Origin of the sequence: Pseudoalteromonas sp. 3D05 (genome assembly GCF_002723455.1) — a bacterium.
Lineage (GTDB): Bacteria > Pseudomonadota > Gammaproteobacteria > Enterobacterales > Alteromonadaceae > Pseudoalteromonas.
Map to the genome: position 1 here is coordinate 15,176 of NZ_PDUS01000005.1, position 26,906 is coordinate 42,081.

At 41.6% G+C, this 26,906-nt stretch carries 21 protein-coding genes; 10 read left to right on the forward strand and 11 right to left on the reverse strand.

Annotated elements, in window-relative coordinates; genetic code table 11:
- Positions 1-62 precede the first annotated feature (62 nt).
- Positions 63-2,477: an ABC transporter permease gene (locus CSC79_RS06800; RefSeq protein ID WP_099295088.1), complete on the forward strand. Its 2,415-nt coding sequence runs from the start codon at positions 63-65 to the stop codon at positions 2,475-2,477.
- A 205-nt stretch (positions 2,478-2,682) separates the two neighbouring features.
- Positions 2,683-3,129: a transposase gene (locus tag CSC79_RS06805; protein WP_099295089.1), complete on the forward strand. Its 447-nt coding sequence runs from the start codon at positions 2,683-2,685 to the stop codon at positions 3,127-3,129.
- Positions 3,130-3,180: 51 nt separating this feature from the next.
- Here the strand turns inward: CSC79_RS06805 and CSC79_RS06810 are convergent, their stop codons facing one another.
- The gene (locus tag CSC79_RS06810) at positions 3,181-3,711 is read right to left on the reverse strand and encodes a sugar O-acetyltransferase (RefSeq protein WP_099295090.1); all 531 of its coding nucleotides are present in this window, start codon (positions 3,709-3,711) and stop codon (positions 3,181-3,183) included.
- Positions 3,711-4,613 (reverse strand): pepsin/retropepsin-like aspartic protease family protein, encoded by a 903-nt coding sequence (locus tag CSC79_RS06815; protein ID WP_099295091.1) that lies wholly within the window; start codon positions 4,611-4,613, stop codon positions 3,711-3,713. The genes CSC79_RS06810 and CSC79_RS06815 overlap by 1 nt, the downstream gene beginning before the upstream one ends.
- 158 nt (positions 4,614-4,771) lie before the next feature.
- Here CSC79_RS06815 and CSC79_RS06820 point away from each other — a divergent pair, with 158 nt between their 5' ends.
- From CSC79_RS06820 to CSC79_RS06835, 4 genes are all read left to right on the forward strand, one after another.
- Positions 4,772-5,530, forward strand: coding sequence for a DeoR family transcriptional regulator (locus CSC79_RS06820; protein WP_099295092.1), 759 nt, complete (start codon positions 4,772-4,774; stop codon positions 5,528-5,530).
- 113 nt (positions 5,531-5,643) lie between these two features.
- A complete protein-coding gene (glmS, locus tag CSC79_RS06825) occupies positions 5,644-7,464 on the forward strand; it encodes a glutamine--fructose-6-phosphate transaminase (isomerizing) (protein ID WP_099295093.1) in 1,821 nt (606 codons plus the stop codon).
- A 113-nt stretch (positions 7,465-7,577) separates the two neighbouring features.
- Positions 7,578-8,765: an alpha/beta hydrolase-fold protein gene (locus CSC79_RS06830; RefSeq protein WP_099295094.1), complete on the forward strand. Its 1,188-nt coding sequence runs from the start codon at positions 7,578-7,580 to the stop codon at positions 8,763-8,765.
- A 292-nt stretch (positions 8,766-9,057) separates the two neighbouring features.
- Positions 9,058-10,356: a DEAD/DEAH box helicase gene (locus CSC79_RS06835; RefSeq protein ID WP_099295095.1), complete on the forward strand. Its 1,299-nt coding sequence runs from the start codon at positions 9,058-9,060 to the stop codon at positions 10,354-10,356.
- A gap of 106 nt (positions 10,357-10,462) precedes the next feature.
- Here CSC79_RS06835 and CSC79_RS06840 read toward each other — a convergent pair whose 3' ends face one another.
- Both CSC79_RS06840 and CSC79_RS06845 read right to left on the reverse strand, forming a co-directional pair.
- Complete coding sequence (locus CSC79_RS06840; protein ID WP_099295096.1) at positions 10,463-11,857, reverse strand: 5-methyltetrahydrofolate--homocysteine methyltransferase; 1,395 nt, start codon at positions 11,855-11,857, stop codon at positions 10,463-10,465.
- Positions 11,858-11,888: 31 nt separating this feature from the next.
- Positions 11,889-14,318: a TonB-dependent receptor gene (locus CSC79_RS06845; protein WP_099295097.1), complete on the reverse strand. Its 2,430-nt coding sequence runs from the start codon at positions 14,316-14,318 to the stop codon at positions 11,889-11,891.
- Between the two features lie 162 nt (positions 14,319-14,480).
- Between CSC79_RS06845 and CSC79_RS06850 the strand changes: the two genes are divergently transcribed.
- Together CSC79_RS06850 and CSC79_RS06855 are read left to right on the forward strand one after the other, a co-directional pair.
- A complete protein-coding gene (locus tag CSC79_RS06850; RefSeq protein ID WP_180270399.1) occupies positions 14,481-14,957 on the forward strand; it encodes a Fur family transcriptional regulator in 477 nt (158 codons plus the stop codon).
- Positions 14,958-14,968: 11 nt separating this feature from the next.
- Positions 14,969-15,382, forward strand: coding sequence for a MerC domain-containing protein (locus tag CSC79_RS06855; protein ID WP_099295099.1), 414 nt, complete (start codon positions 14,969-14,971; stop codon positions 15,380-15,382).
- 87 nt (positions 15,383-15,469) lie between these two features.
- On the opposite strand, the gene CSC79_RS06860 is transcribed toward CSC79_RS06855, so the two are convergent.
- The 7 genes from CSC79_RS06860 to CSC79_RS06890 form a co-directional block, all read right to left on the reverse strand.
- Entirely contained in the window at positions 15,470-15,715 is a 246-nt protein-coding gene (locus tag CSC79_RS06860) for a DUF3297 family protein (protein WP_099295100.1), read from the reverse strand.
- Between the two features lie 99 nt (positions 15,716-15,814).
- Positions 15,815-17,125, reverse strand: a complete 1,311-nt coding sequence (locus CSC79_RS06865) for a mechanosensitive ion channel domain-containing protein (protein ID WP_099295101.1) — start codon at positions 17,123-17,125, stop codon at positions 15,815-15,817.
- Positions 17,126-17,320: 195 nt separating this feature from the next.
- Positions 17,321-17,737 (reverse strand): hypothetical protein, encoded by a 417-nt coding sequence (locus CSC79_RS06870; protein ID WP_099295102.1) that lies wholly within the window; start codon positions 17,735-17,737, stop codon positions 17,321-17,323.
- 88 nt (positions 17,738-17,825) lie between these two features.
- Positions 17,826-18,269, reverse strand: a complete 444-nt coding sequence (gene nudB / locus CSC79_RS06875; RefSeq protein WP_099295103.1) for a dihydroneopterin triphosphate diphosphatase — start codon at positions 18,267-18,269, stop codon at positions 17,826-17,828.
- A gap of 59 nt (positions 18,270-18,328) precedes the next feature.
- Complete coding sequence (locus tag CSC79_RS06880) at positions 18,329-19,222, reverse strand: LysR family transcriptional regulator (protein WP_099295104.1); 894 nt, start codon at positions 19,220-19,222, stop codon at positions 18,329-18,331.
- Positions 19,215-21,068 (reverse strand): monovalent cation:proton antiporter-2 (CPA2) family protein, encoded by a 1,854-nt coding sequence (locus CSC79_RS06885; RefSeq protein ID WP_099295105.1) that lies wholly within the window; start codon positions 21,066-21,068, stop codon positions 19,215-19,217. Before CSC79_RS06885 ends, CSC79_RS06880 begins: the two co-directional genes overlap by 8 nt.
- A gap of 119 nt (positions 21,069-21,187) precedes the next feature.
- Entirely contained in the window at positions 21,188-23,587 is a 2,400-nt protein-coding gene (locus CSC79_RS06890) for a PKD domain-containing protein (RefSeq protein ID WP_099295106.1), read from the reverse strand.
- 234 nt (positions 23,588-23,821) lie between these two features.
- On the opposite strand from CSC79_RS06890, the gene CSC79_RS06895 reads away from it, so the two are divergent.
- Together CSC79_RS06895 and CSC79_RS06900 are read left to right on the forward strand one after the other, a co-directional pair.
- Positions 23,822-24,478: an ATP-binding cassette domain-containing protein gene (locus tag CSC79_RS06895; protein ID WP_099295107.1), complete on the forward strand. Its 657-nt coding sequence runs from the start codon at positions 23,822-23,824 to the stop codon at positions 24,476-24,478.
- Positions 24,471-26,900, forward strand: coding sequence for an FtsX-like permease family protein (locus CSC79_RS06900; RefSeq protein ID WP_099295108.1), 2,430 nt, complete (start codon positions 24,471-24,473; stop codon positions 26,898-26,900). The genes CSC79_RS06895 and CSC79_RS06900 overlap by 8 nt, the downstream gene beginning before the upstream one ends.
- The last annotated feature ends 6 nt before the right edge of the window (positions 26,901-26,906 follow it).

Consider the following 26,906-nt stretch of genomic DNA (forward strand, 5'->3'; position numbering starts at 1 on the left):
ATGGTCTATCGGAGTAACAGGTAGGCCATTTTTGGGTGAGAACAAGGTCTTATAGGTTAGATATGTTGATATCACATGTAACAACAGCATTTAGAGTATTCAAGCAATATAAGCTTTATTCGTTATTGAGTGTCTTAGGGTTAAGTATTGGTCTTGCTGCAGCTCTGTTAGTGGCGTTATTCGCAGAGTATGAATTGTCGTTTGATGAAATGCAGCCCGAGCACCAGCAAGTTTATCGTCTGCATGTTGATGTAAAGGTACCGGGTTTAGAAGAGATTCCCTTAACGATTGTAAGCATTGCGCAAGCAGTGTCTTCACGTAGTGATGTAAGTGGCTTATTGGTGCTGGCAGATGTGGTCGATAGTGATTTATTTACTGATCATATTAAAGTGGCTGGGCAAGCGTTTAAGCTGCGAAATGTGTATGGCACTTCGGCCAATTTACGTGATTTTATTCACCTTAATGTGATGGCTGGCAATCTTGAACAAGCGCTCTCAGAGCCCAATCAAATCGCCTTGAGTGCAAGTGAGGCTGTAAGGTTATTCGGGAGTGTTAGCAATGCGTTCGAACAAACCTTATTGATGGGCGAGAAAAGTGTCACTGTGCGTGCTGTTTTTAATGACTTACCCGATAACAGCCACTTTTTGTTTCATGCTTTAGTGTCTGTTGATTTCACCGAACATAACGATATATCGAGTTATGTTTATCTAAAAACTCAGCAAGGAGCTGATTTAAAAGGCATAGAAAAGCAGTTAGCTAGAAGTCTTATTGAAAAATATCAATTAAAGAATAGCCAACTTGAATATCGTTTAGTGTCGATGCGAGACGTGTATTTTAAAGCCCATTCTCCCTTTGAATTTAAACCTGGCGGGTCGGCTTTTTTAGTGAACTTGAGCCTGGTATTGAGCGTGTTACTACTCGCCATTGCCGCAGCCAATTACATTAATATTGCGGTGTCGCAATTGCTTTACCGCAGCAAAGAAATTGCCATGCGCAAAACCTTGGGGGCCAGTAAGCGACAATTAATACTCCAATTTTTGTTAGAAGCTTTGCTAATGGTTTCCCTTGCTACGGTGTTAGCGTTGTGTTGGGTTGAGATGTTATTACCAAGTTTTAGTAGCTTTGCAAACCGCCCATTGCAGCTAGTTTGGGGCTGGTCACAATTGCTAGCTATATTGGGTGTGGTGTCTTTATTGGCTTTTATATCTGGTGCTTATCCGGCTTTTTGTGTGGCACGCGCACCGCTAAAAATATTACTTGCAGGGCAATTGCAAACAGGTCAGATGGTGCGTAAAGGTTTATTAGTCTTTCAAGCAGCCATGGCAATGGCTTTAATTGTTTGTACGTTAGTGAGCTTGCAACAGTTAAAGTTCTTGCAAAGCTTGTCGGTTGGTTATGATGCGACAGATCGCATTGTGATACACGATTTAAGCAGCAAGCAATTGATGATAAAAGAGCACGCGATACTCAATGAGATCCGTGCGCTGCCCGGTGTCGTGCAAGTGACCACCACGGACACAGATTTAACCGACAGCATTCTTGAAAGCTATTATTTTCGCTGGCCAAACGGCTATGAAGAGAGCGAACTGCCACCGACCATAGGTACAGGCTTCCATGCCGTCGAAACCTTGGGTCTGACATTACTTGCTGGGCGAGATTTTTCACCGCAATTTCAAAGCGATTGGTTGCATTATGCCAATGAAGAGTCAAATACGCGGCAGGGTGAGGATGCATCTCAGGTAATGGCCATTTTGGTGACCGAACAAATGGCAAAACGTGCTGGCTATGAGAATGTGAGTGAGGTAGTGGGACTGCAAGTTCAAGGGCTCTACCGCAATATCAATGCAACCATTGTTGGCGTAGTAAAAGACATTAAAGTGGGCTCGGCAAAAGACGACTGGCTGCCTGTGTCATTTTCAGCAGGGTATAGCTCACAATCAACAATTAGATTAGTGATAAGCACCGAGCAAGCAAACTTTCCTCAATTATTGAATCAGCTACGAGAGCTTTTAAAACAATTTAATTTAACCGTCGAACCCCAATTTAGCCTAATGCAACAAGATTTAGCCAAAGTTTATCGTGTCGAGCAAGACTTGTTTGTGCTTATTCGAAATTTCTCTGCGCTGGCGATGCTTTTGAGTTGCTTAGGTTTATTTGGACTAGCGGCATTTGCAGCAAAACGTCAGCAAAAGCAATTAGCCATGCGAAAAGTGTTGGGCGCAACCCGTTTAAATTTAGTTAATCTACTTGCCCGTGAGTTTTTAATCATAGTGTTCGCAGCGGCGGCAATTGCTTTACCTCTAGCTTATTGGCTAATGGATAACTGGTTGCAAGGTTTTAACGACCGTATTGAGCAAACTATTTGGGTATATGGCTTGGCGGGGCTCATTGTGGGTGCGTTTACTTGGCTGACCGTTGCAAGTCTTGCATTTAAAGCTGCCAGTACACGGCCAGCGCTTGTTTTACGCGACGAGTAGATAAGTAAACAATGTCGCTATAAGTGACGACCTACAAGGTTATAGAAAGATGTAGGTCGTGCTTTAGCGCGTAAAGTGTAACTTAAGTGTTTATGTTATCGTCGCCATAAATGACGACCTACAAGGTTGTAGAAAGGTGTAGGACGTGCTTTAGCGCGTAAATAGGCTATATTTTATTTCTGCTTTAGGAAAAGGGATTTATCAAATGAGCTGGAGTAACTTAAAGAAAGGGCGCGTATCAATTCAATCAGGTGAGTACTTCATTACATTTACATGCAACCGCAGAGAAAGAGTTTTTAGTAATTCCGATCTTGCCAATACTTTTTGTAGATGTATTGCTAATAATGAGCTCAAGTATCAATGCTGTTGGTTAACTTGGGTTTTAATGCCTGATCATTTCCATGGCTTGTTGCAGCTTAAAAATAGTGAATTAGGGGTTGTAGTGGGCCACTTGAAAGGCGCATCAGCTCGGGAAGTTAATAAACGACGAGATTTAAATCAGCCTGTATGGCAAAGAGCGTATTATGATCATGCGCTGCGAGAAGAAGAAAATAGGGTTGAAATAGCAAGATATATTGCTGCAAACCCTTTGAGGCGTAAGTTGGTCGCTAGAATTGGTGATTATCCGTATTGGAATTCAGTATATTTGTAAATTTAATATCGCAGGGAGTTGTCGCCGTAAACGACGACCTACAATATATAATTAAATATCTTTAAGCTTTATCGCAGGGTTACCGGCAACAACAGTGTTCGCAGCCACGTCTTTGGTCACTATCGACCCAGCGCCCACTACAGCGTTATCGCCAATGCTAACACCCGCTAAAACGATAACTCCCGCCCCAATCCACACGTTATTGCCGATTGTAATCGGCGCAGCAAAGTTTTCTTTATTGAGCCGCTCTGTGGGATTAACAGCATGCGATACCGCTAATAGCTGAACATTTGGGCCGATCAAACAATCTTCGCCAATGCTTATGGCTCCTTCATTAATTGGCGCATCTAACACAGTGCAGTTAATGTTTATAAAAGTACGATCACCAATTTGTATTTGTGAGCCATAATCACAATGAAAGCCAGCTTCAATAATGACGCCTGAGCCGGAGTTAGCAAACAGTCCTGTTATGCGTTTTAAGTTGCCTTTACTTGGGCTTTTATTAAATAAGCGGCATATTTCATGAGCGGCTTTGCGTGACTCGCGGGTACTTTTATTTAAGCTGTTAAATTGTGTGTGCATTATGACTCTTCTGGCAAACCGATGTGGGCGTGGCCACGTCTATAATCAATAGTAACTAAAAAATGTTTTAACACATCGTACCCAATAAGGCCCTGTACATTTCGACCTTTAATACGTGTGTTTGTTGTTTCAAACTGACTATTAAGGTTTGCTGTTTCACCTTCGTCAGGAATACTAACGTGTACATTTTCCATTTCAAAAGGGCCAAACTTTAACCAAGGGATACGAAAGTTTTCAGTTATAGCGCTGGTGGTTACACCTCTGCTGACTTGTGATTCCCGATCAATATTTTCAATCCAACCCATTCTACGGGCTACGTTACGGTTGACTATTATTCCGCCGTTGTTGCCGGTATCGAGGATCAACCAAATTGATTTACCTTCGCCCAGCTCAACTTCAACAATAGGCATGCCAGATCCTTTTTGTTTTTCCATCTTAATATTTTTTATTTTACCCAAGTCCAAAGCATCATGAGTGACCAAGCGCATTTTTTGATTTGGATAATCAAGTTGCATTATAAATTGTCGGAAAAACCCAGCACCAAAGAGCAACGAATTTTCATGATGACCTAGGTTTATTTCTACCGCATCATTAATTGTGGTCTCCATACCAAATAAATTGATAGGCACGTTATTATATGTGGTTTTATCTTCAATACCGTACACTCCACGCACCCGTGTTTTACCCCCTTTATTGAGGTTGAGCTCGTTCTTACTAATAAAGCGAGGATTAATACCATTCAATTGGGCGCCAGTATCTAAAACAGCTTTACTAGGTATACCTGATACGGTGGTGGGTACTTTTATGTGACCATTTTCTAACGAGAAATCTAGCCAAGGTGTGGCACCTGCTAATACAGATGAACTGAAAATACTTAAGCATAATGTAAGTATTAGTTTCATAATTATTCCTTTAACTTATTGTTTTTATATTGTTATTACTTAACCATTGTGCAGGAAATTAAAATAACGTGCAAGATTAAAAATTGTCCATATACAAATGTATTTGTTTCGTTTAAAATCTCACTTCTTTCGAAACGAAACTTATTATTAGGTATTTAATGACCAAACGAAACACTCAACAGCGCAGACACACTATTCTAAGCCAAGTAAATGAACAAGGCGAAGTGAGTGTAGAGGTGCTGGCTGAGCAATTTCAAACGTCTGAAGTAACCATTCGAAAAGATTTAACTGCGCTTGAAAAAAGCGGCTTATTACTTCGCCGCTACGGTGGTGCCATTGCATTACCGCAAGAAATCGTGGCAAATAGCGATTCGCTTCGCAAAATGGCAATTGCTCAAGCCGCAGCTAGCCTTATCAAAGATCACAACCGCATCATTATAGACAGTGGCCGCACTACAGCAGCGATGATCCCAGAGCTGGCTAAGAAGCGTGGGTTAGTGGTGATGACTAACGCTATCAATGTAGCTAACCGATTGCTTTCATTAGAAAATGAGCCAACATTATTGATGACCGGAGGAACCTGGGACCCGCATTCAGAGTCGTTCCAAGGCCAAGTAGCTGAGAATGTTTTACGCTCTTATGACTTCGATCAGTTATTCATTGGTGCAGATGGCATTGATGTTGAAAGAGGAACTACGACCTTTAATGAGTTAGTAGGGCTAAGCCAAGTAATGGCTGAAGCCGCTCGTGAGGTAATCGTGTTGGTTGAGTCTGAAAAAATTGGACGCCGAATACCTAATTTAGAACTACCTTGGCAAAGTGTAACAACACTTATCACCGACAGTGGCCTTGCGCTTGATACCCGCAAGGCACTTGAAGCATGCGGTGTAAAGTTAGTTTGTGCCGAGGTTGAATAGCAATTTTCAATTTAGTTAAAGGCAAACCGACAACATTTGCTTTTATCTTTTAATCATTATGACAACACATACGGCCTAAAATTTAATTTTGGCACGTGCAAATGGAGAATATTATGTGTGGAATCGTTGGGGCAGTTGCAGAACGTCCAGTAAATAAAATTTTAGTAGAAGGTTTAAAACGCCTTGAATACCGTGGTTATGACTCAGCGGGTGTAGCGCTTTTAGAAGGCAACACGCTGAACACTGTAAAAGCGGTTGGTAAAGTAGCAAACCTTGACAGTGCTCTTGAGACTGCGGGTGTAAAAGGCACGACCGGTATCGCGCACACACGCTGGGCAACTCATGGCGGTGTGACAGAAGCAAACGCTCATCCACATATCTCAAACAGTGAAATTGCCTTAGTACATAATGGCATTATTGAAAATCATGCGAGCCTGCGTGAAGCGCTTAAAGGCGACGGGTATGAGTTTTTATCAGATACTGATACCGAAGTAATGGTGCATTTAATTCATCAGCTTCGCCAGCAGCACACAACTTTATTAGCGGCAGTGCAAGCGGCTGTGAAACAGTTTGAAGGTGCTTTTGGTACAGTGGTATTTGATAAAGCTAACGATAACGAAATTATCGTGGCTCGTTCAGGCAGCCCGCTAGTAATTGGTTTAGGCCTTGGTGAAAACTTTATTGCCTCTGATCAGTTAGCATTATTACCAGTAACACGCAGCTTTATTTACCTTGAAGAAGGCGATGTAGCACGTATTACTCGTGACAGTGTAGAAATCTTTGATGCAAACGGTAACGCTGTTGAGCGCGAAGTAATTGAATCAAACATCACGCAAGATGCATCAGGTAAAGGTGAATACCGCCACTACATGCTAAAAGAAATTTACGAGCAGCCACTTGCTGTACGTAATACATTAGACGGGCGTTTAAATGACGACCGCGTTGCTATTGATGCTTTTGGCGACAGTGCGCAGCAAATTTTCAAAGACGTGAAACACGTACAAATTATTGCCTGTGGTACTTCGTATCACTCAGGTATGGTTGCTCGCTACTGGCTTGAGCAATTTGCTGGTGTGAGCTGCAATGTTGAGATTGCCTCTGAATTTAGATACCGCCAATCGTTCGTGCATGAAAATAGCCTACTTGTGACAATTTCACAATCAGGTGAAACAGCCGATACATTAGCTGCACTTCGTTTAGCGAAAGAGCAAGGTTACATGGCCTCAATGACCATTTGTAACGTGCCAGGTTCATCACTTGTGCGTGAATCTGACTTAGCCTTTATGACCAAAGCGGGCGCTGAAATTGGTGTTGCGTCTACTAAAGCATTTACCACACAATTAGTTGGTTTGTTAATGCTTACTGCGTCTGTAGCGCAAGAAAAAGGCTTAGATCAAAGCGTGATTGTTAACGCGATTAAAACGCTGCCAAACAAATTAGAAGAAGCGTTATTGCTAGCTGATGGCATCGAAGATTTAGCTGAAGAATTTGCTGATAAGCATCACTCACTGTTTTTAGGTCGCGGCTCACAATATCCAATCGCGATGGAAGGCGCGCTTAAGCTTAAAGAGATTTCATACATTCACGCTGAAGCTTACGCAGCTGGTGAACTTAAACACGGCCCATTAGCGCTTATTGACGCTGACATGCCAATTATTGTTGTAGCACCAAACAATGAATTGCTTGAAAAGCTTAAGTCAAACGTTGAAGAAGTCCGTGCGCGTGGCGGTATTATCTATGTATTCGCTGATAAAGACTCAGCCTTCGCATCAGACGATACAATGCGTGTTATCAACGTAAACCACGTAGATGACGTGATTGCCCCTGTTGTATATACAATTCCACTACAGTTGCTGTCGTACTACGTAGCGGTAATTAAAGGCACAGACGTTGACCAACCACGTAACCTAGCAAAATCGGTTACTGTTGAGTAAAATCAATAGGTTGGTAAATCAAGAATAAAAATTAAAAAGGCGCTCAATGCGCCTTTTTTTATGCCTGAAACTCTGTTAGCTTAAGTAACTCATTATTCTCTAAGGGATTAGTTATGCGTTTATTTGCTGTTCTGTGTTTTATTAGCTTTAGTATTTTTAGTTCACAAAGTGCCTTTGCACAATCTGGCACTAAACAGCAAAGTGCTGATTACTCTGTGCACACACATACATTTAAGTCGGCTGTTTTAAACGAAGAACGCACAGTTGTCGTTCAATTGCCTAAAAGCTACCAAGCTGAGTCCGATAAAGTTTATCCGGTAATATATCGCTTAGATGGTGCGGGTAATATACCGCTTGCCAGTGCTGTCATTGAGCGTTTACAAAATGATAATCGTGCGCCTGAGGTTATTTTTGTCGCTATTGAAAACACTAATCGACTCCGAGATTTTTATCCTACAGTGAATAAAGAGCCGCAAGGTCCTGTCGGTGAAGGGGGCGGCGCGGCAAAGTTTTTAGCGTTCTTTGAACAAGAACTTATTCCTTTAGTAAATAAAAACTATCGTACGCATAATTATAAAGTGATTGCTGGCGCATCTGCTGGTGGTGTATTTGCGCTATACGCGTTGCAAGCCAAACCTGAGTTATTCCAAGCGCACATTGCTTATAGTCCTGCGGTATGGTGGAACTATGGCGCGTCAGTAAAAAGCACAAAGTCGTTTATCGCTAAAAACAAAGAGCTTAATAGTTACGTTTATATGAATATCGGCGAAGAAGCCGGCATAATGCGTGAAAGGTACGATGAATTACAGCAATCACTACAATCGTATAAAGTACGAGGGTTACGCTTTTTTAGTGATGCGTTTGATGGCATCTCGCATAACTTAACTTCTGCTGCTGGCGCATTTAATGCTTATTACCACTTATTTTTACCTAAACAAATGCCAATAAGTGCTTTAACTGACGATGTAACCTCTATTGATACATACTACAAAACATTGTCTCAGCAATGGGGTGAGCAGGTATCTCCCCCCGATCGTGCTGTTAGATTACTTGGTTACAACCTAACGGACAGCAAGCAGTTTACCCGCGCTATAGAGGTGTTTAAGTACAATATAAAAAACCACCCAAAATCAGTTGATGCGCTTTCAGCTCTATCTTATGGTTATGAAATGCAAGGTGATATTCGTCAAGCACTTGAACAGATGGAATCTGCTTTAGCAATCGCAGATGACTCATACCCTTATATAAATTACCTAAAAGAAACAAAAGCTAGGCTGCAAGCAGAATTAAGTAAGCGTTAATATATTGCCAACTTAGTTGTTGGCTTTTTTATGAAAGCCTCGATAGGCTTGAAACACTGACACTGACACTGACACTGACACTCTAATTCACTTGTGTTTCTATGAGGGGGCAAGGTTCTGTACTTATAATTACTAAGATTCGGCAAAAAGCAATATCACAAATTAGCTCGTAACTTGTAGCTCGAAACTCGTGACTGTTAACTAAACCACATAAAAATCACTAATCCCTACTTAACGGGCAATAAATACGCTAAAATTGCAGGCTATTTTTAGTAATGAGCCCGCACCTTTTATGACCTCAGCCGCAAATCCTAGTAATTTCAACGAACTTGGCCTTATTCCTGAGCTGATTGCTCGATTGTCTGATCTTGAATACACGCAACCTACGCCGATTCAGGCTAAAGCAATTCCAAGCATCTTGGCGGGAAGTGACTTAATTGCAGGGGCGAATACCGGTTCAGGTAAAACGGCTACCTTTGCATTACCAACACTACAAACGCTGTTTTTAGCAAAAGGCGTTAATAAAACGCCGAGCAAAGGCAACTTTGTATCAGGGCTTATTTTAGTACCTACACGTGAGCTTGCTACGCAAGTGGCTGATAGCGTTAAATCGTACTCTGCGAACTTTAATGGTGCGATTAAAACCGTGGCAGTGTTTGGTGGGGTATCGGTTAATACCCAAATGCAGGCATTACGTGGGGGTGCCGATATTATCGTAGCAACCCCAGGGCGTTTACTCGATTTAATTTCAAGTAACGCCATAAAGCTCGATAAAGTAAAAACTTTAGTGCTTGATGAAGCTGACCGCATGTTAAGCCTTGGCTTTACTGAAGAGCTTGCCGAGCTACTAGCGCTTATGCCTGCTAAAAAACAAACCATGTTGTTTTCAGCGACCTTCCCAGAGCAAGTTACACAATTAACGCAAGAGCTATTAACTAACCCAGTTGAAATACAAGTACAAAGCAAAGACGAAAGCACTTTAGTGCAGCGTGTATTTACGGTAAATAAAGGTGAAAAAACCACGGTTTTGGCGCATTTAATTAAGCAGCATAAATGGCGCCAAGCGCTTATTTTTGTCAACGCTAAAAAAGACTGTGAGCATTTAGCGGGCAAACTTGAAAAACGTGGCGTGAATGCGCAAGTGTTCCATGGTGATAAAGGCCAAAGCGAGCGTTCTCGGGTAATCGAAAAGTTTAAAGCGGGTGAGATTGAAGTGCTTATTGCAACCGACATTGCCGCTCGTGGTTTAGATATTGAAAAGCTACCAGTAGTAATTAACTTTAACTTACCGCGCAGTCCAGCTGACTACATGCACCGTATTGGCCGAAGCGGCCGTGCTGGTGAAGTAGGTTTAGCGCTATCACTGATTGATTATGAAGACTTTCATCACTTTAGAATTATTGAAAAGAAAAACAAACTACGTTTAGAGCGCGAAGAGGTAACAGGTTTTGCTGTAAACCAAGCTAACCTTGATGCAGCTGATGCCCTTAAAAACGACAAGCCAATGGCCAAACCAGAAGGCACAGGTAAAAAGAAGAAAAACAAAGCCAGCCAAGAAGATGACGTTTGGAGCGGCTGGCGCCGTAAATGATTTAGTTGCCTTCATAGGATTACAAAACCCGTAATTAGCTTAACTAATTACGGGTTTTTGCGTTTTATGGCTCTAGCCCAAAACGTTAGATAAACACGCTACGGGTTTAATGTTCGTGGTCGTGTTCTTCCTCTTGTGCAATACCTAACCAAGTAATAGCTGCTGGTGGGAATGTAAGTTCTAGTTCACCTTCAATTTCTAAATCTTCTAGGTGTACTTGCACAACGTGCTGAGCAATAGGGTCGGCTACATAAGCGAAATGACCATTTTGTGCCACTGTCATACTAAACTTCATGCCTTCAGGCATGGTTGTTACGTCTTGTTCAGTGATATCAACTTGGCCTGCTAGTTCCCAGTGCATGTGGCCGTCGTGCGTATGTGCTTCCAGCACGTTTAAAAAGCCTAGGCTGTCTAAAACTAAAAAGTGCTCGCCATTCGCTGAGAAAGAGTAAGACACTGCACTTGCGCCATCGGCTAGTTGCCATTCTAATTCTTCCATTTCAGCTTCGCTCGGATTGATGCTTAGCATTACAGCAGGGCCACCGCCATGGCCAGAGGCAATACCAATAAAGGTTTCGCTGGCTTCATGGCCGTAAATTCTACCAATACGTAAGTCACCTACCACATCAATGTTTACCACTTTTTCAGCTTCGTATTCGTCGTCGTGTTGATGCGCTAATAGCACGCCATCGCTACAGCCAAATGCAATATAGTCGTGGTTTTGTGCTGCACCGTGTAAATCAGGGCAAGTAAGCTCTAATGTTTGTTCAAGCTCATATTCGCCATCATGAAAATGATAAACACCCACTTGGTCAGGCAGGATTTTAGCGTTTGATGTACTTTGAGCATCATCGCGGCGAATGGTCGCTAATAAGTGCTCACCACGCGGCTCTGCCACGCCGTGCATATTAATATCGTAGCTTATACCAGGAAGGGTATCTGATGCGCTCGTGATATCGTTATCTGTTAATACTTCAACAGACGCAACCGTACCTGACTCTGCATCGCCATCGTAAAATATGGCTAACTTACCATCGTGTTTAACTAGGTGTGTTGGGCGGCTCCCGCTCGTTAGCTCATAACTGATAGCTGCCGGGCTTTGCTTGTAATCATGTAAATGCTCACCATGATCTTCACGCCATAAGCCACCGTCGATAAAGCCTAAATAATCTTGTGCGCGAGAAGCGATCACTGCATAACGAAAATCAGGTGATGACGACAGTGTGTTTGAATCATTGTTAAGGGTAAAGGTTTCAAGCAGCTCATTATCGTCTAAGTCAAAGAAGCTTGCCGCGTTGCTGTCGCTAGCTAGTACGACAAGTCTACCCAATGAATCAATTGTATATTCATCGCCGTGGTCATGGTCGTCACCATGATCATGTTCATCTGGTACTTCAATAGGGTCTTTCTCAACGATATTTGTTTCAGCATCGCCACAAGCGGTGATTAATGTGCCGCTTATTGCCAGTGCAATTAGTTTTAATTTGAATAGTTTAGTCATAATAATTTCCTTTATTTATAATTTTTAGCGCTTAAAAATAACCGCGAATACCCAGTGCAAAGCTACGACCAGGACGTGGCGCTATATTCTTTAAAAATGAGCTATGAACGCGCGCTTCGGTGTCTGTTAAGTTAGTGCCACGTAGATACAGTGAAACATCTTGGTTTAGCACTGATAAATCATATGAAACGCTGGCATCAAGCATGGTGTAACCATCTGTAGCTGTTTCTTCTGACGCGATGCGGTCTTGTTCTTGATAGCGAGTTACATGGAGGTGCGCACTCAGCTTATTTGTTTGATAGCTAAACTCAGTACCAAAACGTAGCGGTGGTGTGCGTGGTAAATCGCCACCGTCTTTAAGGCGGGCGCGTACGTAATCTGAGAATAAATCTACTTTAAATTCATTAGTTAACTGCCATGCAACTTGGGCTTCAAAACCATGTAAAACTACGTCATCTGTTTTGAATAAATAAACAGGCAGTTCAGATGAGTGATCATGCTCGTCACCGTGGTCATGCTCACCGCTGTGGTCGTGCTCATCACCATGGTCGTGGCCGCTTTCGGCGTATAGGCCTGTGTCGATTTGGTAATAATAATTGTCGACTTGGTTGTAGAAAGCATTAAGAATGAAACCGATATCACCTTGGGTTTTACGAAACGTTAAATCAATATTGTTTGCTGTTTCTAGGTCAATTGCTTGTTCAGATAAACCTAAATGGCCGTCTTCATGAATATCAAATAGTGCGCCTACTTCATAAGTAGCTGTGCCTATGTGAGGCCCGAATGATAATAACTCTGAGGCAGAAGGGGCACGCTCAGAACGAGATACCGATAAACCCAAGTTGTAACTAGGTGCAAAATCCCACACCACACCAGTTGATAAACTGACTGGAGTAAACTCTTGCTCTACATCAAATACGCGAATGATATCAGCGTGTTCTTCGTGGCTGTGCTCATGGCTATCGTGGTCATGATCAACATTTTCATCATGTGCGTGTGCATCAATGTTTGGTAATAGTACGTTGTCTGCATCAATAGTTACACGTTCAACACGACCACCTAATTGCACTAAAAAGTCACCAAAGTGTCTCTCTTCCATTAGTGCTATAGCAAAACTTTGCGTTTGTGAAGGTGGTGTAAATGCCTCTGAGCCTTGTGCTTTTACATCACTGTGTTTGTAATGAAAGCTCAAACCACCATTCCACTGCGCAACCGGGTTATGCATTAAGTCTACGCGTAACTCATTGGTTTCGTTTTCAAACGTGGTGCCCACTGCACCATGTTCAATTTCAGCATGTTCGTAATCTGTAAAACCTGCACGTAGGTTTACTTTATTAAGCCATTGATTATATAGGTTATATTCACCAAGCAACTGCACTTTAGTTTGCTCTAAATCGGCATATACGCTTTCCTCAGCGCTATGATCTTCTTCGCCGCCATGAGTGTGTCCAGGAATACCATATTGACGATTAAATTGTTCAACAGCTATCCCAACAAAACCTTGGTCAAATAGATAGCTAGTTCCAAGGGTGAAACCATCAGATTCTTCACTGCTGTTTGCAACGGTGTAATCGCCACTATGCTTTTCATGGTCATCGTGGGCTAATTCAGCTGCCACAGGTATTTCATAGTCGTCAGCTTCACGCCAAAAGGCATCGGCATAAAAAGCGAATGAATCAGTACCGATAGTGGCATTAAACGAGGCTACTTTTTGATTATCAACAGAGTTATGTTCAAGGTTCCATTCGCCGCGAGTTGTGCTGTCTGTTGGTACACGGTTATCAACTACATTAACAACACCGCCAATTGCACCGCTGCCATAAAATAAAGTGGCAGGGCCACGTAATACTTCGATTTGTTTTGCGGTTGATGCTTCTGATGCGACGGAGTGATCAGGGCCCACTCTTGACACATCACTGACATCGAGGCCGTTTTGAGTAATGAGTACGCGAGGACCGCTTAAGCCGCGAATGATGGGTGTACTGGCTACTTTTGCATGAAAGTTGGTATTAACACCTGGCAGTTTTTCAAGACTATCGCCAAGGGTTGCAGCTTGCTGGCGTCTTAATTGTTCGCCTGATAAAACGCTAACTGGTGAGGCGGACTCCATTGCCGACATATGAATTGGGGTGGCTTCAATGTCAATTACTTCAATTGGTGAACGTTGTAAGTTAAAAGTAATAGATTGATTTTCATTGTTGTCAAATGAGATGTCGCGATGAAGGTGAGCATAACCAGGAGCGGTAATGTGAAACTCTTTTAATCCATCTTTTAAATCGGTGATGACAAATTTACCATTTTTATCCGTGGCGACTTTCACATCTGAGCCCTCAACTTCCACAGTGGCGTTGATAACTACTTTGCCTTGTTTGTTTAACACAATGCCTTCTATGGAATTTGCAAGCACACTTGCTGGTAATAAAGCTGCAATTAGTACAGCTAATTGAGATCTTCGTTTCATTTGACTACCTTGTTGGATGTTATACTGTATCAATTGTGTTTGAAATGTTATAATGTATCAAGTGAAAGTTAAAGAATGTTATTTGCAATACCTAAGATGGAGCTATAAGGAGCAAGGAATGACAGAGATTGAACCCAAACCACAGCAGTTAGTGTGGGTAATGTGAATAAACAGCAACTAAAAAAAACAATTCGGTTTGCCAATGCAAAGTGTGAAGCCTCTGGCAAAAAACTGACAGAAAAACGTCAACAAGTATTAGAAATTCTACTGCATGCAAAAACGCCATTATCTGCTTACGAACTGACTGATCAGTTTAACAAGGTGATGGGGGGGCCTATTTTGGCGATGTCGGTATATCGGATTTTAGATGTTTTAGAGTCTGTAGGTTTAGTACATCGATTAAAATCAGAAAATAAGTTTATGGCATGCAGTCACCTTAATGCTGGTTGCCAGCATCAGCTCTCGATGTTTTTAATTTGCAGGTCATGTAACAAAGTTGTTGAAATGGATGATGCAAACGACAAAGTGAAGGCTTTATTCAATCAAATAGAGGTAACGGGATTTACACCAAGTGGGTCACAGTTAGAAATTTCGGGACTATGTTGTCAATGTAAACTTAAGCCGCTTAAAAGCAATTAGAGGAAGCTAGAATGAAATCAACACAAAGTGTAATGGATAAGCTTGCAATAGGACTTTCGATGGTGTGCACCGTGCATTGTTTTGCAACCCCTATTTTACTTACACTGTTACCTAGTTTTGCAGCACTACAACTAGATAATGAACAGTTTCATTTGTGGATTTTAGTAGCCGTTATCCCTACCAGTGTGCTTGCATTGAGCTTAGGCTGTAAAAAGCATAAACGCCTGCGTTATATGGTTTCAGGCTTCATAGGCGTAATGTTAATGGTGCTAGCTATAATATTTGCAGAAGCGTTTTTGGGTGAGTTGGGCGAAAAAGGGTTTACCCTCGTGGGCGCGGCTTTTATCGCTATTGCACATTGGTTTAATTATCGCCAGTGCTTTGCAAAGAGTGATGATTGCCCATGTTCAACTAATGCTTCGTAGCAAGCAAGTTGAAATGAATTTAGTCAAATATGATTATAATAACGCCGACTCGCGTCGGCGTAATAGTATTAACAGTAAACAGTTTGTTTATTTGTAAAATACTTCCACAGTGCCTTTTACTTTCATAAGTAAAGGCTGGCCGCGGCGGTCTAGCGCTTTAGGTGCCGCTACTTTGATCCAACCTTCACTGATGCAGTATTCTTCAACGTCAAAACGTTCTTTGCCGTTAAGGTTTACACCAATCTCATGTTCAAATACTTCTTCAACATAAAACTTGCTGCGAGGGTTGATCGAAAGTTGATCAGGTAATTCTGGTTTATTGGTATCAGTCATAATCGTGTCTGCATTGAATAGATTGAGCGTCATTGTAGGCAATCAATGCAGTGAGCTCAATCAAATTTGATCCACGTCGAATAAATTTAAGCCTAAAATTTAAGTTTTACCGACAACGTTTTCGTTGAGTATGGTGACTTCGCGTTGTGGGAATGGAATAGCGATATCGTTAGCTTTAAGGGTTTCTAAAATGATTAGCAATAAGTCGCCACCTACGCGATTTTTACCGTCATCAATTCCCTGCATCCAAAACTCAACAAACATATTAATACCGTTATCACCAAAGCTATCTATTTCACAGTCTGGGCGCTCCTCAAAGGGTATTTCAAGGCCACTTATAACTTGCGGGTGCTCGGCAACAGCGGCTTTAATTATTTCTACCATGGCTCTGACGTCGGTGGCATATGCCACACTAAAATCAACCCTATAGCGTTGCTTAGGATCTTTATGTGTCCAGTTGGTGAGCAGTGATGAAATAAAAGTTTCGTTAGGAACGAGTATGTCTTTACCATCGTAAGTTTCTAAAATGGCGTGGCGCATTTTGAACTCTCTTACAAAGCCGCTTTTACCGTTTTCTAACTCAACAAAATCACCAATGGTGAGTGATTTATCGAGTAAGATAATAATGCCTGATATGAAATTTGACGCAATAGTTTGTAAACCTAGCCCCAAACCAACGCCTAAAGCGCCTCCGAACACAGCCAATGCTGTAAGGTTTACGCCCATAATGTTCAATAACAATAGAGCGATAATACAAAACAAGCCTACTTCAAAAAGCTTAGTGAATACTTCGCGAGTACTAATATCCAGAGTTTGCTGATTACGAATAATAACCTTGCCAACATTGCTCGATGCGCGTCCTAGCCAAAATAATATGGCACCAAAAAAGAGTACTCGTGACAGCCCATACAGGCTTATTTGAATATTGCCTAAGTTAATTGATACTGCTTCAAGTGTTTTAATAAATGTTGGTAAATAGCCTAATAAATGTAACAACAAGATAGGTAAGCCCACTACTTTAAATAGTGCAGACATAAAGCTATTACTGACAAACTCTTTAATGACTGAATAAGCAAATACTAATACCGCAATATTTAGCGCAGTATTAATGAGCCACACTTGTAAGTCAGCAGTGATGCCAATGGAGGTAAATACTCGCAATAAAATTATCGCTACTAGTGGGTAAACAACATTACTAAGACGAAACAGCATAATATTAACGGGGTGATCTGAGGCCGCTTTACTGTGATTATCAACACGCTTTTTTACTGTTTTTGAATAAATCCAGTAAGCAGCGGTGTAGCTGGCGACAATTACTAGCAATTGAAGGTAAGTTGCTGGTTGGCTTAGCATTGACTGGATTGATAACCAAACAGAATCAAGTTGTCTGGAAAAAAGCTCACTATCCATATTACATACTTTTGAGATTAAATAGATGCTTTACTATGGCGTATAAGTTTTAAAATTTACAGTATTATTATCAGTTGTAAGTAATTTGAAAAAGGAGGGCTTTTAATTAAGATTATTTTGCCGTAGTTAGCAGCATTGGTAGTTGATGAACGTTACGGTATTTCTATGAATCAACTCGCTTATAAGTAGCGAGGATTAGACAAGGATACTTAACAATACCCCTGGGTCGCTAACACCGGCTTCTTTCATGGCATCGCCAATATCTTGCATGAGCGTAATAACCTGTTGTTCAAGCACCATAACCATTTCACTTTGTATTTCAATTTGCAGTTGCAGTGCATCACTTTGGCTATCTTTATGTTGTTTTAGCTCAGTGAGTCGTTCTTTAGCAAGCTCGAGCTGCTCTTTAAGCTTTTCTAACTGCTCAATCATTCTTTTTATATGATCAGGTACGTCGAGCTCTTCTGCTTTGGCGGTACGCTTCTCTTCGTGCCCAGTGAGCTTGTTTTGCTCTTCTTTTGAAAGGCGATAATGAGTTGCGGTTTCTGCCTTGTTAGCGCCTGCGTGCTCAGTATTGATGCTTTGTGCTGATTTGCTTGTATCGAGATTCATACTTTAGCTAGTTGGATTGATACCTATGTATATTGGTATCGGCTTAGGTACTAAACTCTTTAGTAAATACGAAACAACTAACGGTGCTTTATAACGCGAGTATTTCATCACGATTACTCGGCGACCATGCTTTTTCAGCCGCTTGCTGCTGTGATAACCACATATAGTCAGTATGTTCGCAGGGGTCGAGTTGAATGCTAATATCATCAGGGACGCAAATACTAAATACATGCTCAGTATTGATTAGTGCGTTAGCATGATAACGATGACGCCAGCTTTCGCGAATTGTATATTGGTTGGTTTTTTTATGGTTACGAATGGTCAAGCCTAATGCAGTTGCATTTATTCCTGTTTCTTCAAGTAACTCTCTATGTGCAGTAATTTCAGGTGTTTCATCTGCATCAATACCACCGGTGACTGATTGCCAAAAACTTGCATCGTCAGCACGTTGGATCAATAAAAAATCTTTATTCTTTTTATAAATAACCACTAAAACCGAGAAAGGTTGGCGTAAAGTTGTGCTTGTAGGCAAGATAAGCCCCTGTATTTATTTGTTAATATTCATCGAGTCTGTCTAATATATCGGTCATATTAGGACTGTGTTGATTCCAATAGTTGATGGCGTAGCAAGCTTATAAAAGTACGCGCTGCCGGCCCTAACCGATCGCCGTCTTTAAAGAGTAAGTGCAGCTTCGCGTTTCGTGTCGTATTGTGTGCAAGGTTCAGCGGCTTCACCAGGCCATGTTTAAGTTGCTCACTGATGGCGCTTTTTGGTAACCATGCGAAGCCAAAACCATTGCAAATCATCTCAACAGAGGTGCGCATATGACTCACCGTCCAACGTTGCTCTGCACCGAGCCAGCCGCCATCTTGTTTGTTTTGCAGTGCAGAGTCACGTACTACAATTTGTCGATATGATTTAAGGTCTTCGAGTGTGAGTGGGCGGTTAATACTGTGAAGGGCATGCTTTGGGTGAGCAACAGCAACGAATTCTATTGAGCATAGCTCTTCACTAAAGCCTGCCGCATCGGTAAAGCCAGAAATTGCAATATCAGCATGCGTATTTGCAAGTAACTCATTAGCACCAGTAAGTATTGATTCATGAAGCTCTATGCGTAATAACGGGTATTGCTCTGATGTTGCATTGAGCACTTTATAAAGCAATGCCTGAGGAAATATTTCATCAACAGCAATACTTAGTTTACTTTCGACTCCTTCACTTAATGTATGTCCAACCGCTTCTATTTTTGCAGCCTCGTCTAGTAAATAATTGGCGCGTCGTAGCATCATTGTTCCTGCTTCGGTGAGCACTGTTTTACGACCTTCAATCATTAATAGTTTCACATTGAGTGAGGCTTCAATTTTGCTCACCGCATTATGAATACTCGATTGACTCTTATGAATTTTTTGCGCCGCTTGGTTAAAGCCGCCATGATCTACAACAGCTCTAAACATGCGCCATTGTTCTAAAGTAATTCTAAGCATTTTTATTGTTATCCTCGCATTCACCATGATCACATGAGTTTAGCTTCGATCTTGCGAGTTTATCTTGATTGAGTACGTGCTTTAAATCTTTCATACGTTGGCGTACGGCTACGCCATAACTGGCATCATCACCCCACAACTCGGCAAGTTGCAGTACCGCAGCACGGTCGTGATCTCTAAATAATTTACCAGCACGCTCGGCATCTTCTTTACTATTACCAAGCAATTGCAATGATTCTATGGCTAAGTTTATAGCTGAGTCGACGGTTTCGCGGTTAAACGCATCTACTTTTAAATTAAGTAATTGATATGCATGGCGGCGATCTATGGCGCGCGCCACTATTTTTAATTGGGGGTAGTTTTTATGCGCCAGCTTAATAATTTCAATGGTTTTGTCAGGGTCATCAATCGCTACAACCAGCATTTGTGCGGTATGTGCGCCCGCGGCTTCAAGCAGCTCTTGGCGTGCCGCATCACCATAAAATACGGTATTACCAAAGCGGCGCAGCAGTTCTATTTGACTTGGACTGTGATCAAGTACGGTAATTTCGTAGCCTTGCGCATGTAATAAACGCCCCATTATTTGTCCAAAACGACCGTATCCGGCAATGATCACATGTTTGGCTGTGCTTATTTGTTCTGGTTTATCAAACTCAGGTGCCGTGCTGTTATAGTTGCGTTTTTGAATTTGCTCATACAGCATAAGCAGTAAAGGTGCTATTAGCATGGAAACGGCAACCACAAGGGTAACTAAATTAGTTTGCTCTGGGGTTAAAATACTCAAGGTGGTTGTTACACTAAGCAGCACAAAGGCAAACTCGCCGCCCTGAGCAAGTGCTAAGGTAAATAGAAGTTGTTGTTTACGGCTAATATTAAAAGCCATTGCCAAAGCAAATAAAATACAGGCTTTAATGACAATTAATAACACCACTAATGCAATCACGGTACTGAATTGGTTAAATAGCAATTCAAAATTAATTGATGCGCCAACCGTGATAAAAAATAATCCCAGTAATAAGCCTTTAAAGGGCTCTATATCGGCTTCTAACTCGTGTCTAAATTCACTTTCTGCCAATACAACACCGGCTAAAAAAGTACCGAGTGCGGGCGATAATCCAATACTTTGCATCACTAGCGAAATAGCCACCACTAAAAACAATGCAAAAATAGTGAATATTTCACGCATATGGGTTTGTGCTATGTATCTAAATAGTGGTGCCGACACATATTTACCGCCAGCAATGATAGCGGCAATAACAGCAACAGAAACCCCTACTTGCTGCCAAATAGGCCAGCCTGCAATGATGGAGTCGTTAATGTCTTTTGAGTTACCTTGTGGTGCAAAAGCGAGTAGCGGAAGTAGCGCTAAAATAGGAATAATCGCAATATCTTGAAATAATAAAACCGAAAATGCATCTTGCCCAGCTTCTTGTTTTAGCCAGCCTTTTTCTTCAAGGCTTTGCAGCACAATAGCAGTTGAAGACAGCGCGAGCATTAAACCAATAGCTAAAGCCGTTTGCCAATGCATGGCAAAAAACCAATAACAAAAGGCAAAAATAGCCGCTGCACTTAGTACCACCTGTAATCCGCCAAGCCCTAATATTGAGTGGCGCAGAGTCCACAAACGCGAAGGTTGCAGTTCAAGGCCAACTAAAAATAACATCATCACAACGCCAAATTCGGCAAAGTGCATTACATCAGTTTGGTCGCCTACGACACCTAATGCATATGGGCCTATCAAAATGCCTGCAATTAAATAACCTAGCACAGAGCCAAGTCCAAGTCGTTTTGCTATGGGAACTGCAACAATGGCAGCAGCTAAGTAAATTAACGCTATTTCTAACACGTGCTTACCTTATTAACGTTGAGATAAATAGCATGGCTTAGGTGCGTATAAAATACAATGAGTTATGTGGATATATGCTGTTATTTGTTGTGTGCGTTTTAAAAACGCACACAACAAGGCTAAATATTACATATGTTTATAATAGCTGATCTTGGATCGTCAGACGCTGAATAAAAAATAGTAATAGGCCAATTATAAGTGTTCTCAACGTTGCTTTCGGTTACCGTCACCTCAAATTTAGCAGTTGCTGGTAGGTCTATAAGCAGTTCGCTATCTAGGTAGGTGCTTCCTGATTTTTGCAAAACGAGTGCCTGAGTTTGGTTAAATTGATATTCAAAACGTGCAGAGGCTAGCAGTGTTTCGGTCATGTTAAAGTTTACGTTAATGGTATCTGGCCCGGTAAACTCAGGACATACAAATACGGTAACCTCCACGCTTTGAAATACGGGTAAACTGTTTTGTTCTAAGTCTATCGTAAAGTTATTTTGGGTAATTGCGGGAGAGTTATAGATGGCATTAGCAAGGCGCGGATCGTTGCTGGTTATAGTAATGTTTTCACCTTCAGCTAAGTTAAGTGTTTCGTTAAACTGACCTGCGCTATTTGTGGTGTACGGCACATTGTTAATTGTGAGTTTGGCATTACTAATTGCGGTTCGTTGCACGTTGGTAATTTGCCCTTTTATGTTGCCCGTTATTTGCGATGAATTAGTAGCTGTAACCGAAAACTGAGTAATGGCTTGGTAGTTGTCAGCATCAGTTACCGTGAAAGTTAAGATATAGTTACCAGTTAGATCGGGTGTTAATTCGGTTACGTTTTGGTTGGTGCTACTTAAACTAGCAGATGAACCTGCTGGTATAGAGAGCTCCCATTCATAGCTAAGCGCGGTGCCCTCTGGATCATAGCTTTGGCTAGCATCAAAGTTAACGGTGCTACCAACGGTGCTGTAGCGAGCTTTATCACCGGTATGCATAATAACGGGCTTGGCGTTTTGTGTAACATTAATAGTGAGTGTTTGTGTGTCTGAAAACTGCTCACCATCATTGGTTTTAAGTGAAACAACAACTTGCCCTTCTGCTGGCGCGCTAAGCGTGGGGGCTGAGCTACTTGTACTGCTTAATACCGCTTGATTTGACGACGAAACTATTTCCCAATGGTAACTTAAAACTGCGCCTTCGGGGTCGTAACTGGCTGAGGCATCTAAACTAACTTGCTGATTAACACTAATTGAAGACTTGTAACTTACTAGAGTAACTGGTTTTTTATTATCCTTTGTATGCAGCACCGAAGTTACTTGTGGTGAGCTGAGTTCACCGTCAGATACAACTAGGGTAACAACGTAATCGCCTTCAACATCAGCAGTAAACGAAGGGGTAGCCGATGTGCTTTGCTGTAATTGCGCTGTGCTACTTTCAGGTTTTGCTTGCAGTTGCCAGTTGTAAATTAGAGAGTCGCTATCGGGGTCGCTACATTGCAGGCATTGTAGGGTAGTTAATGTATTTAAGGTTATATCTGTTTGCTCTGCAAGTACGGCAATAGGCGCTTTGTTTTCGGTGGTAACGCTTAAGGTTACTTGCGCGGTATCACTTAGATTACCTTCATCGGTTACGCTTAGGGAGATTGTGTATTCACCCAATTCATTCGATGCAAAGCCTGCATTTTTGGCAATTGCATTCGATAAGCTTGGGTCGCTGTTCTCAGGCTTAGAGGTTATTGCCCATTGATAACTTAGCGTGCCGTTTGCATCTGGATCGGTACTTTGTTCACCATTTAATGTTACGAGTTGGTTGGGTGAAAGTGTACTGTTTTGAACTGAAATAACAGCGTTTGGCGCAGAATTTACAGCAAGCTGCTCACTTTTTATAAGTACGTTACTGCTGGCAGTATCGCCAACTGAGTTAGTAATAGTTAATTTAACGCTATATTCGCCTACTTTATCAGCAATAAATTGGCTGTTAACGCGGGTGCTATTTTCAAGTTGTGCAGCGCTTGATGTCGGTTTGTTAGTAAGTTGCCATTGGTAGCTATTAATTACCGCATTAGTAGCGGTGCTTTGTGCTGCTGTTAATTTAACTACATCACCTTGTTTTACGGTTTGTGTGCTGCCTGCGTTTGCAATGAGCTGTGCGTTTGAGGTAACGGTAATTTGTTTGCTTACTACCGAGCTTGAAATTTTGCCGTCGTTCACAATCAGCTTTAAGGTGTAATTTTGCGTTTGTGCTACCGAAAAGGTCACAGTGCGTTGGTTGTTGGTATTAAGCGATATGTTTTGTTGCTCGTCTGCGCTAAGGAGTTGCCACTGGTATGTGAGTGTATCGCCGTCAGGATCGCTACTATTTGCAGCACTAAAAGTAATGGGTGTATTGGCTTTATATTCTGATTGTTCACTGCTAATAACAGCCACTGGTTGTGCATTTGTGCTAACTGGGGGAGTGACTTGCTTAGTTTCAGAGCTGCCTGAACCACCACACCCGAGAAGTGTGAGTAAAGTGGGTAATATAATTAAAAGTATCCGTTTCATATTAATATCCTTATAAAATTGATATTAATATGTACCTAAAAAATAAATAAAGCAAAAAAAAACAAAGTTTTTTTCGCTCTTTAGTGATTTGGTTTTTAGTTACTGATTTAGTTAAGTAAACGCGCTTATTGCGTGTAAAAAATCAACCGAAAATCCACTTAAGTGAACGCATTACTGTTATGGTATCGTTTATATATCGAGCCATATTTTTATTACAGGAATAATCTTTTCTTTATGATTTCGCTAAATAAAGTGTTTTTTACTCGCCAGGATGGTGGCTTGAAACGACAAATAATTAATGACTTATCGTTAACTATCTTGCCTGCGGCGCATATTGCCTTACTAGGTGATAGTGGCTCGGGTAAAACAACATTATTAAATTTATTAGCCGGTTTATTGTCTCCAGATGCTGGAACTATTACGGTTAATGAGCAAAAAATTAGTGAATTGAGTGCTAATGAGCTTGCGCTTTATCGGCGTAAAATAGGTATTATTTTTCAGCATTACCAATTACTCAGCCCATTAAATGTAAAAGACAACATGTGCTTTCAAGCAAGGCTTAATGGGTTATCGCCTAGCGACGATGAAGTAAATACGATGGCTAAAAAACTGGGGTTAGAAGGCAAGCTTACAGCAATGCCTGAGCAACTCTCTGGTGGGGAGCAGCAACGGGTGGGCATAGGTCGTGCGCTATTAAATAAGCCTAGGCTATTATTGGCTGATGAACCTACGGGTAACCTTGATGCCGCTCGCTCACTCGATATCGTTACGCTATTAAAAAGCCTGTGCGAAGAGCAACAAATAATACTTATTATGGTCACTCATAGTCAGCGATTGGCTAATCAATTTACTACGCAATTGTTTTTAAAAGATGGCCAAATTAATGGCTGAGCTTAAACTTATATTAATAACGTATATGCAGTTTTATCGCCGTCATGTAGGGCTATTATTACTGTTTTTCATTGGTTTTAGTTTAGGCGCGGCGCTACTTACTGCAATACAGGGATTAAATTTAGAGGCCGGTAAGCGCTATCAACAAACCACAGCACTAATTGCAAACCCAGTGACGCATTTTATACGCCCTGTGCTAGGTGAAAACAGGTTGCCCAATAGTTTGTGGTCGCGCATTCGAGCGGCTGGCTTTACGCAGGTTCAACCCGTTTTAGAAGGCGTAATTGAAGCCGATAAGCAGCAAAAACTCGTGCTTAGAGGTGTCAATTTATTACAGTGGCTTACACAAAATACCAGTGGCTCAGCATCAACAACCAACAATAGTTACTCTGGGTTTGAACAGTTACTAAATACTGTTTATATCGATCCTAAATTAATGCAGCGGCTAAATTTAAAAAACAGCCGTATTAATATAAACATGGGCGATGCCACTGTTACTTTAGCGGTAAGCGAATTACAAGGTTTAGGCATGACCATGCTGGCGGATATTAGCCTTGCCGACAAATTACTGCGCGCAAATGGGGTGATCAGTTACTTTGAAGTAAGTGGCTTAAATAACAAACAAGCAGCCCAGTTAAACGTATTGTTAGGCGATCAAGCACGCCTTGAAGCTGCGCAAGAGCAAGCTTTTGACGCGCTATCGGAGGCGTTTTTCTTTAATTTACAAGCGCTGGCATTGTTGGGTTATGTGGTGGGTGCATTTTTAAGTTTTAATGCAATTAAGCTGGCGTACAATGCGCGTGCTCACTTGCAGCAGCAAATGTGGGTGCTGGGTTGTCAACGGTCGGCGTTAATTAAAGCGCTGGTTATTGAATTAACGGTACTTAGTTTTTTTGCTGCGTTATTAGGTGCGTTATTAGGCGCGGCACTGGCAAACACCTTAGTTATGGATGTATCGGCGACTCTTCGAGGGCTTTACCAGCTAGATAGAAGCTTTGTAGTAAATCTTGATAGCAGCATGATTGCTAGCGGCTTTACACTTAATGTTGTTGTTTTGTTGGGGTTTTTGGCCAGCCAATCGGCTCGATTAAGTACTTTTTTTGCGCGTATTAAATGGCTAATGTTTTCGTTAGCTATTTTTGCAGCTAGCTACTTATCATTAACTGCAAATACTAAAATAAGTGCCTTATTGCTGTGTGTTTGTGTGCTACTGCTCTTTTTTGTGGTTACGCCCCCGGTAGTTAAAGCCGTATTTAAGCTGCCATGGCCCACACAAAACCCGATTATTCAGTGGTTAAAAGCCGACAGCATAGTGCAATTACCTGCATTATTGAGCTCAGCACTCGCTATTTTAATGGCGATGGGTGCCGCTGTAGGCATGCAAATTATGGTTGGCAGTTTTAGCGACACCTTAGATACACACCTTGAAAAGCGCCTAAGCGCTGATTTGTACGTAAGGCCCGATCAAAACATTCAAGCCTTAGGAACCAAACTGACTGAACTCCCAGAAGTTGAAAAGGTAGGCGTATATTGGTCAGCTAACAGTGAGCTTAAAACACCTAAAAATACGATAGCTGTTGATGTTATGGCATTTGGTGCAACGGCCAGCTACAACCAACACCTTACTTTGTTAAACAATAAAGCACCTACATCTACAGTATTTGAAAAAAACAAAAACGGGGTTGTAGGTTGTTTAGTGAACGAACCCGCCTTGCTGCAGTATTCGCTTACAGTCGGTGATGTAATAACCCTAAAACAGCATATTAATACACTAACGTGCCAAGTACGCGCTGCCTATTTTGATTACGGCGAGCAAGGGTTAAATGTGGTAGTCACTACAACAGCATTATTGGATAGTGGCTTAAACTACACCGAGTATGGTTTATCGCTTTGGTTAAAGCCCAATAGTGACGTTGACGCCATAGCCGAATATATTCAAAAACAGCACCAATTAGATAGCCAACAAGTCATTGCTAATCAGCAGTTTAAGCGCTTTGCAAAACAGCTATTTGGTAAAACTTTTTATGTTACTCAGGCGCTTAATATATTTATTATGCTGATTGCATTATTTGGCATGTGGGTAAGCTTTTTAACTTTAGGGCGCGGGCAATTACAGCCCATGGCGGTATTGCAAACGCTGGGTGTCACCCAACAGCAATTATTGGGTGCAAAAATATTGCAAGCCGCACTTATTATTTTAACCACATTGTTATTAGCTATACCACTGGGGCTTAGCCTTGGGTGGGTATTATTAACTTACGTAATGCCAATTGCCTTTGGTTGGACCATGGCTATGGCAGTTAACTGGCTGCAATTAGGTGGTTTTACTGTGCTTATATTTATTTTAGCCTTATTTGTGAGTGCGTTACCGCTAATAAAATTAACGCGAAGCGCCGTTGCCGATAATGTTGCCAAGCTATAGGACTTA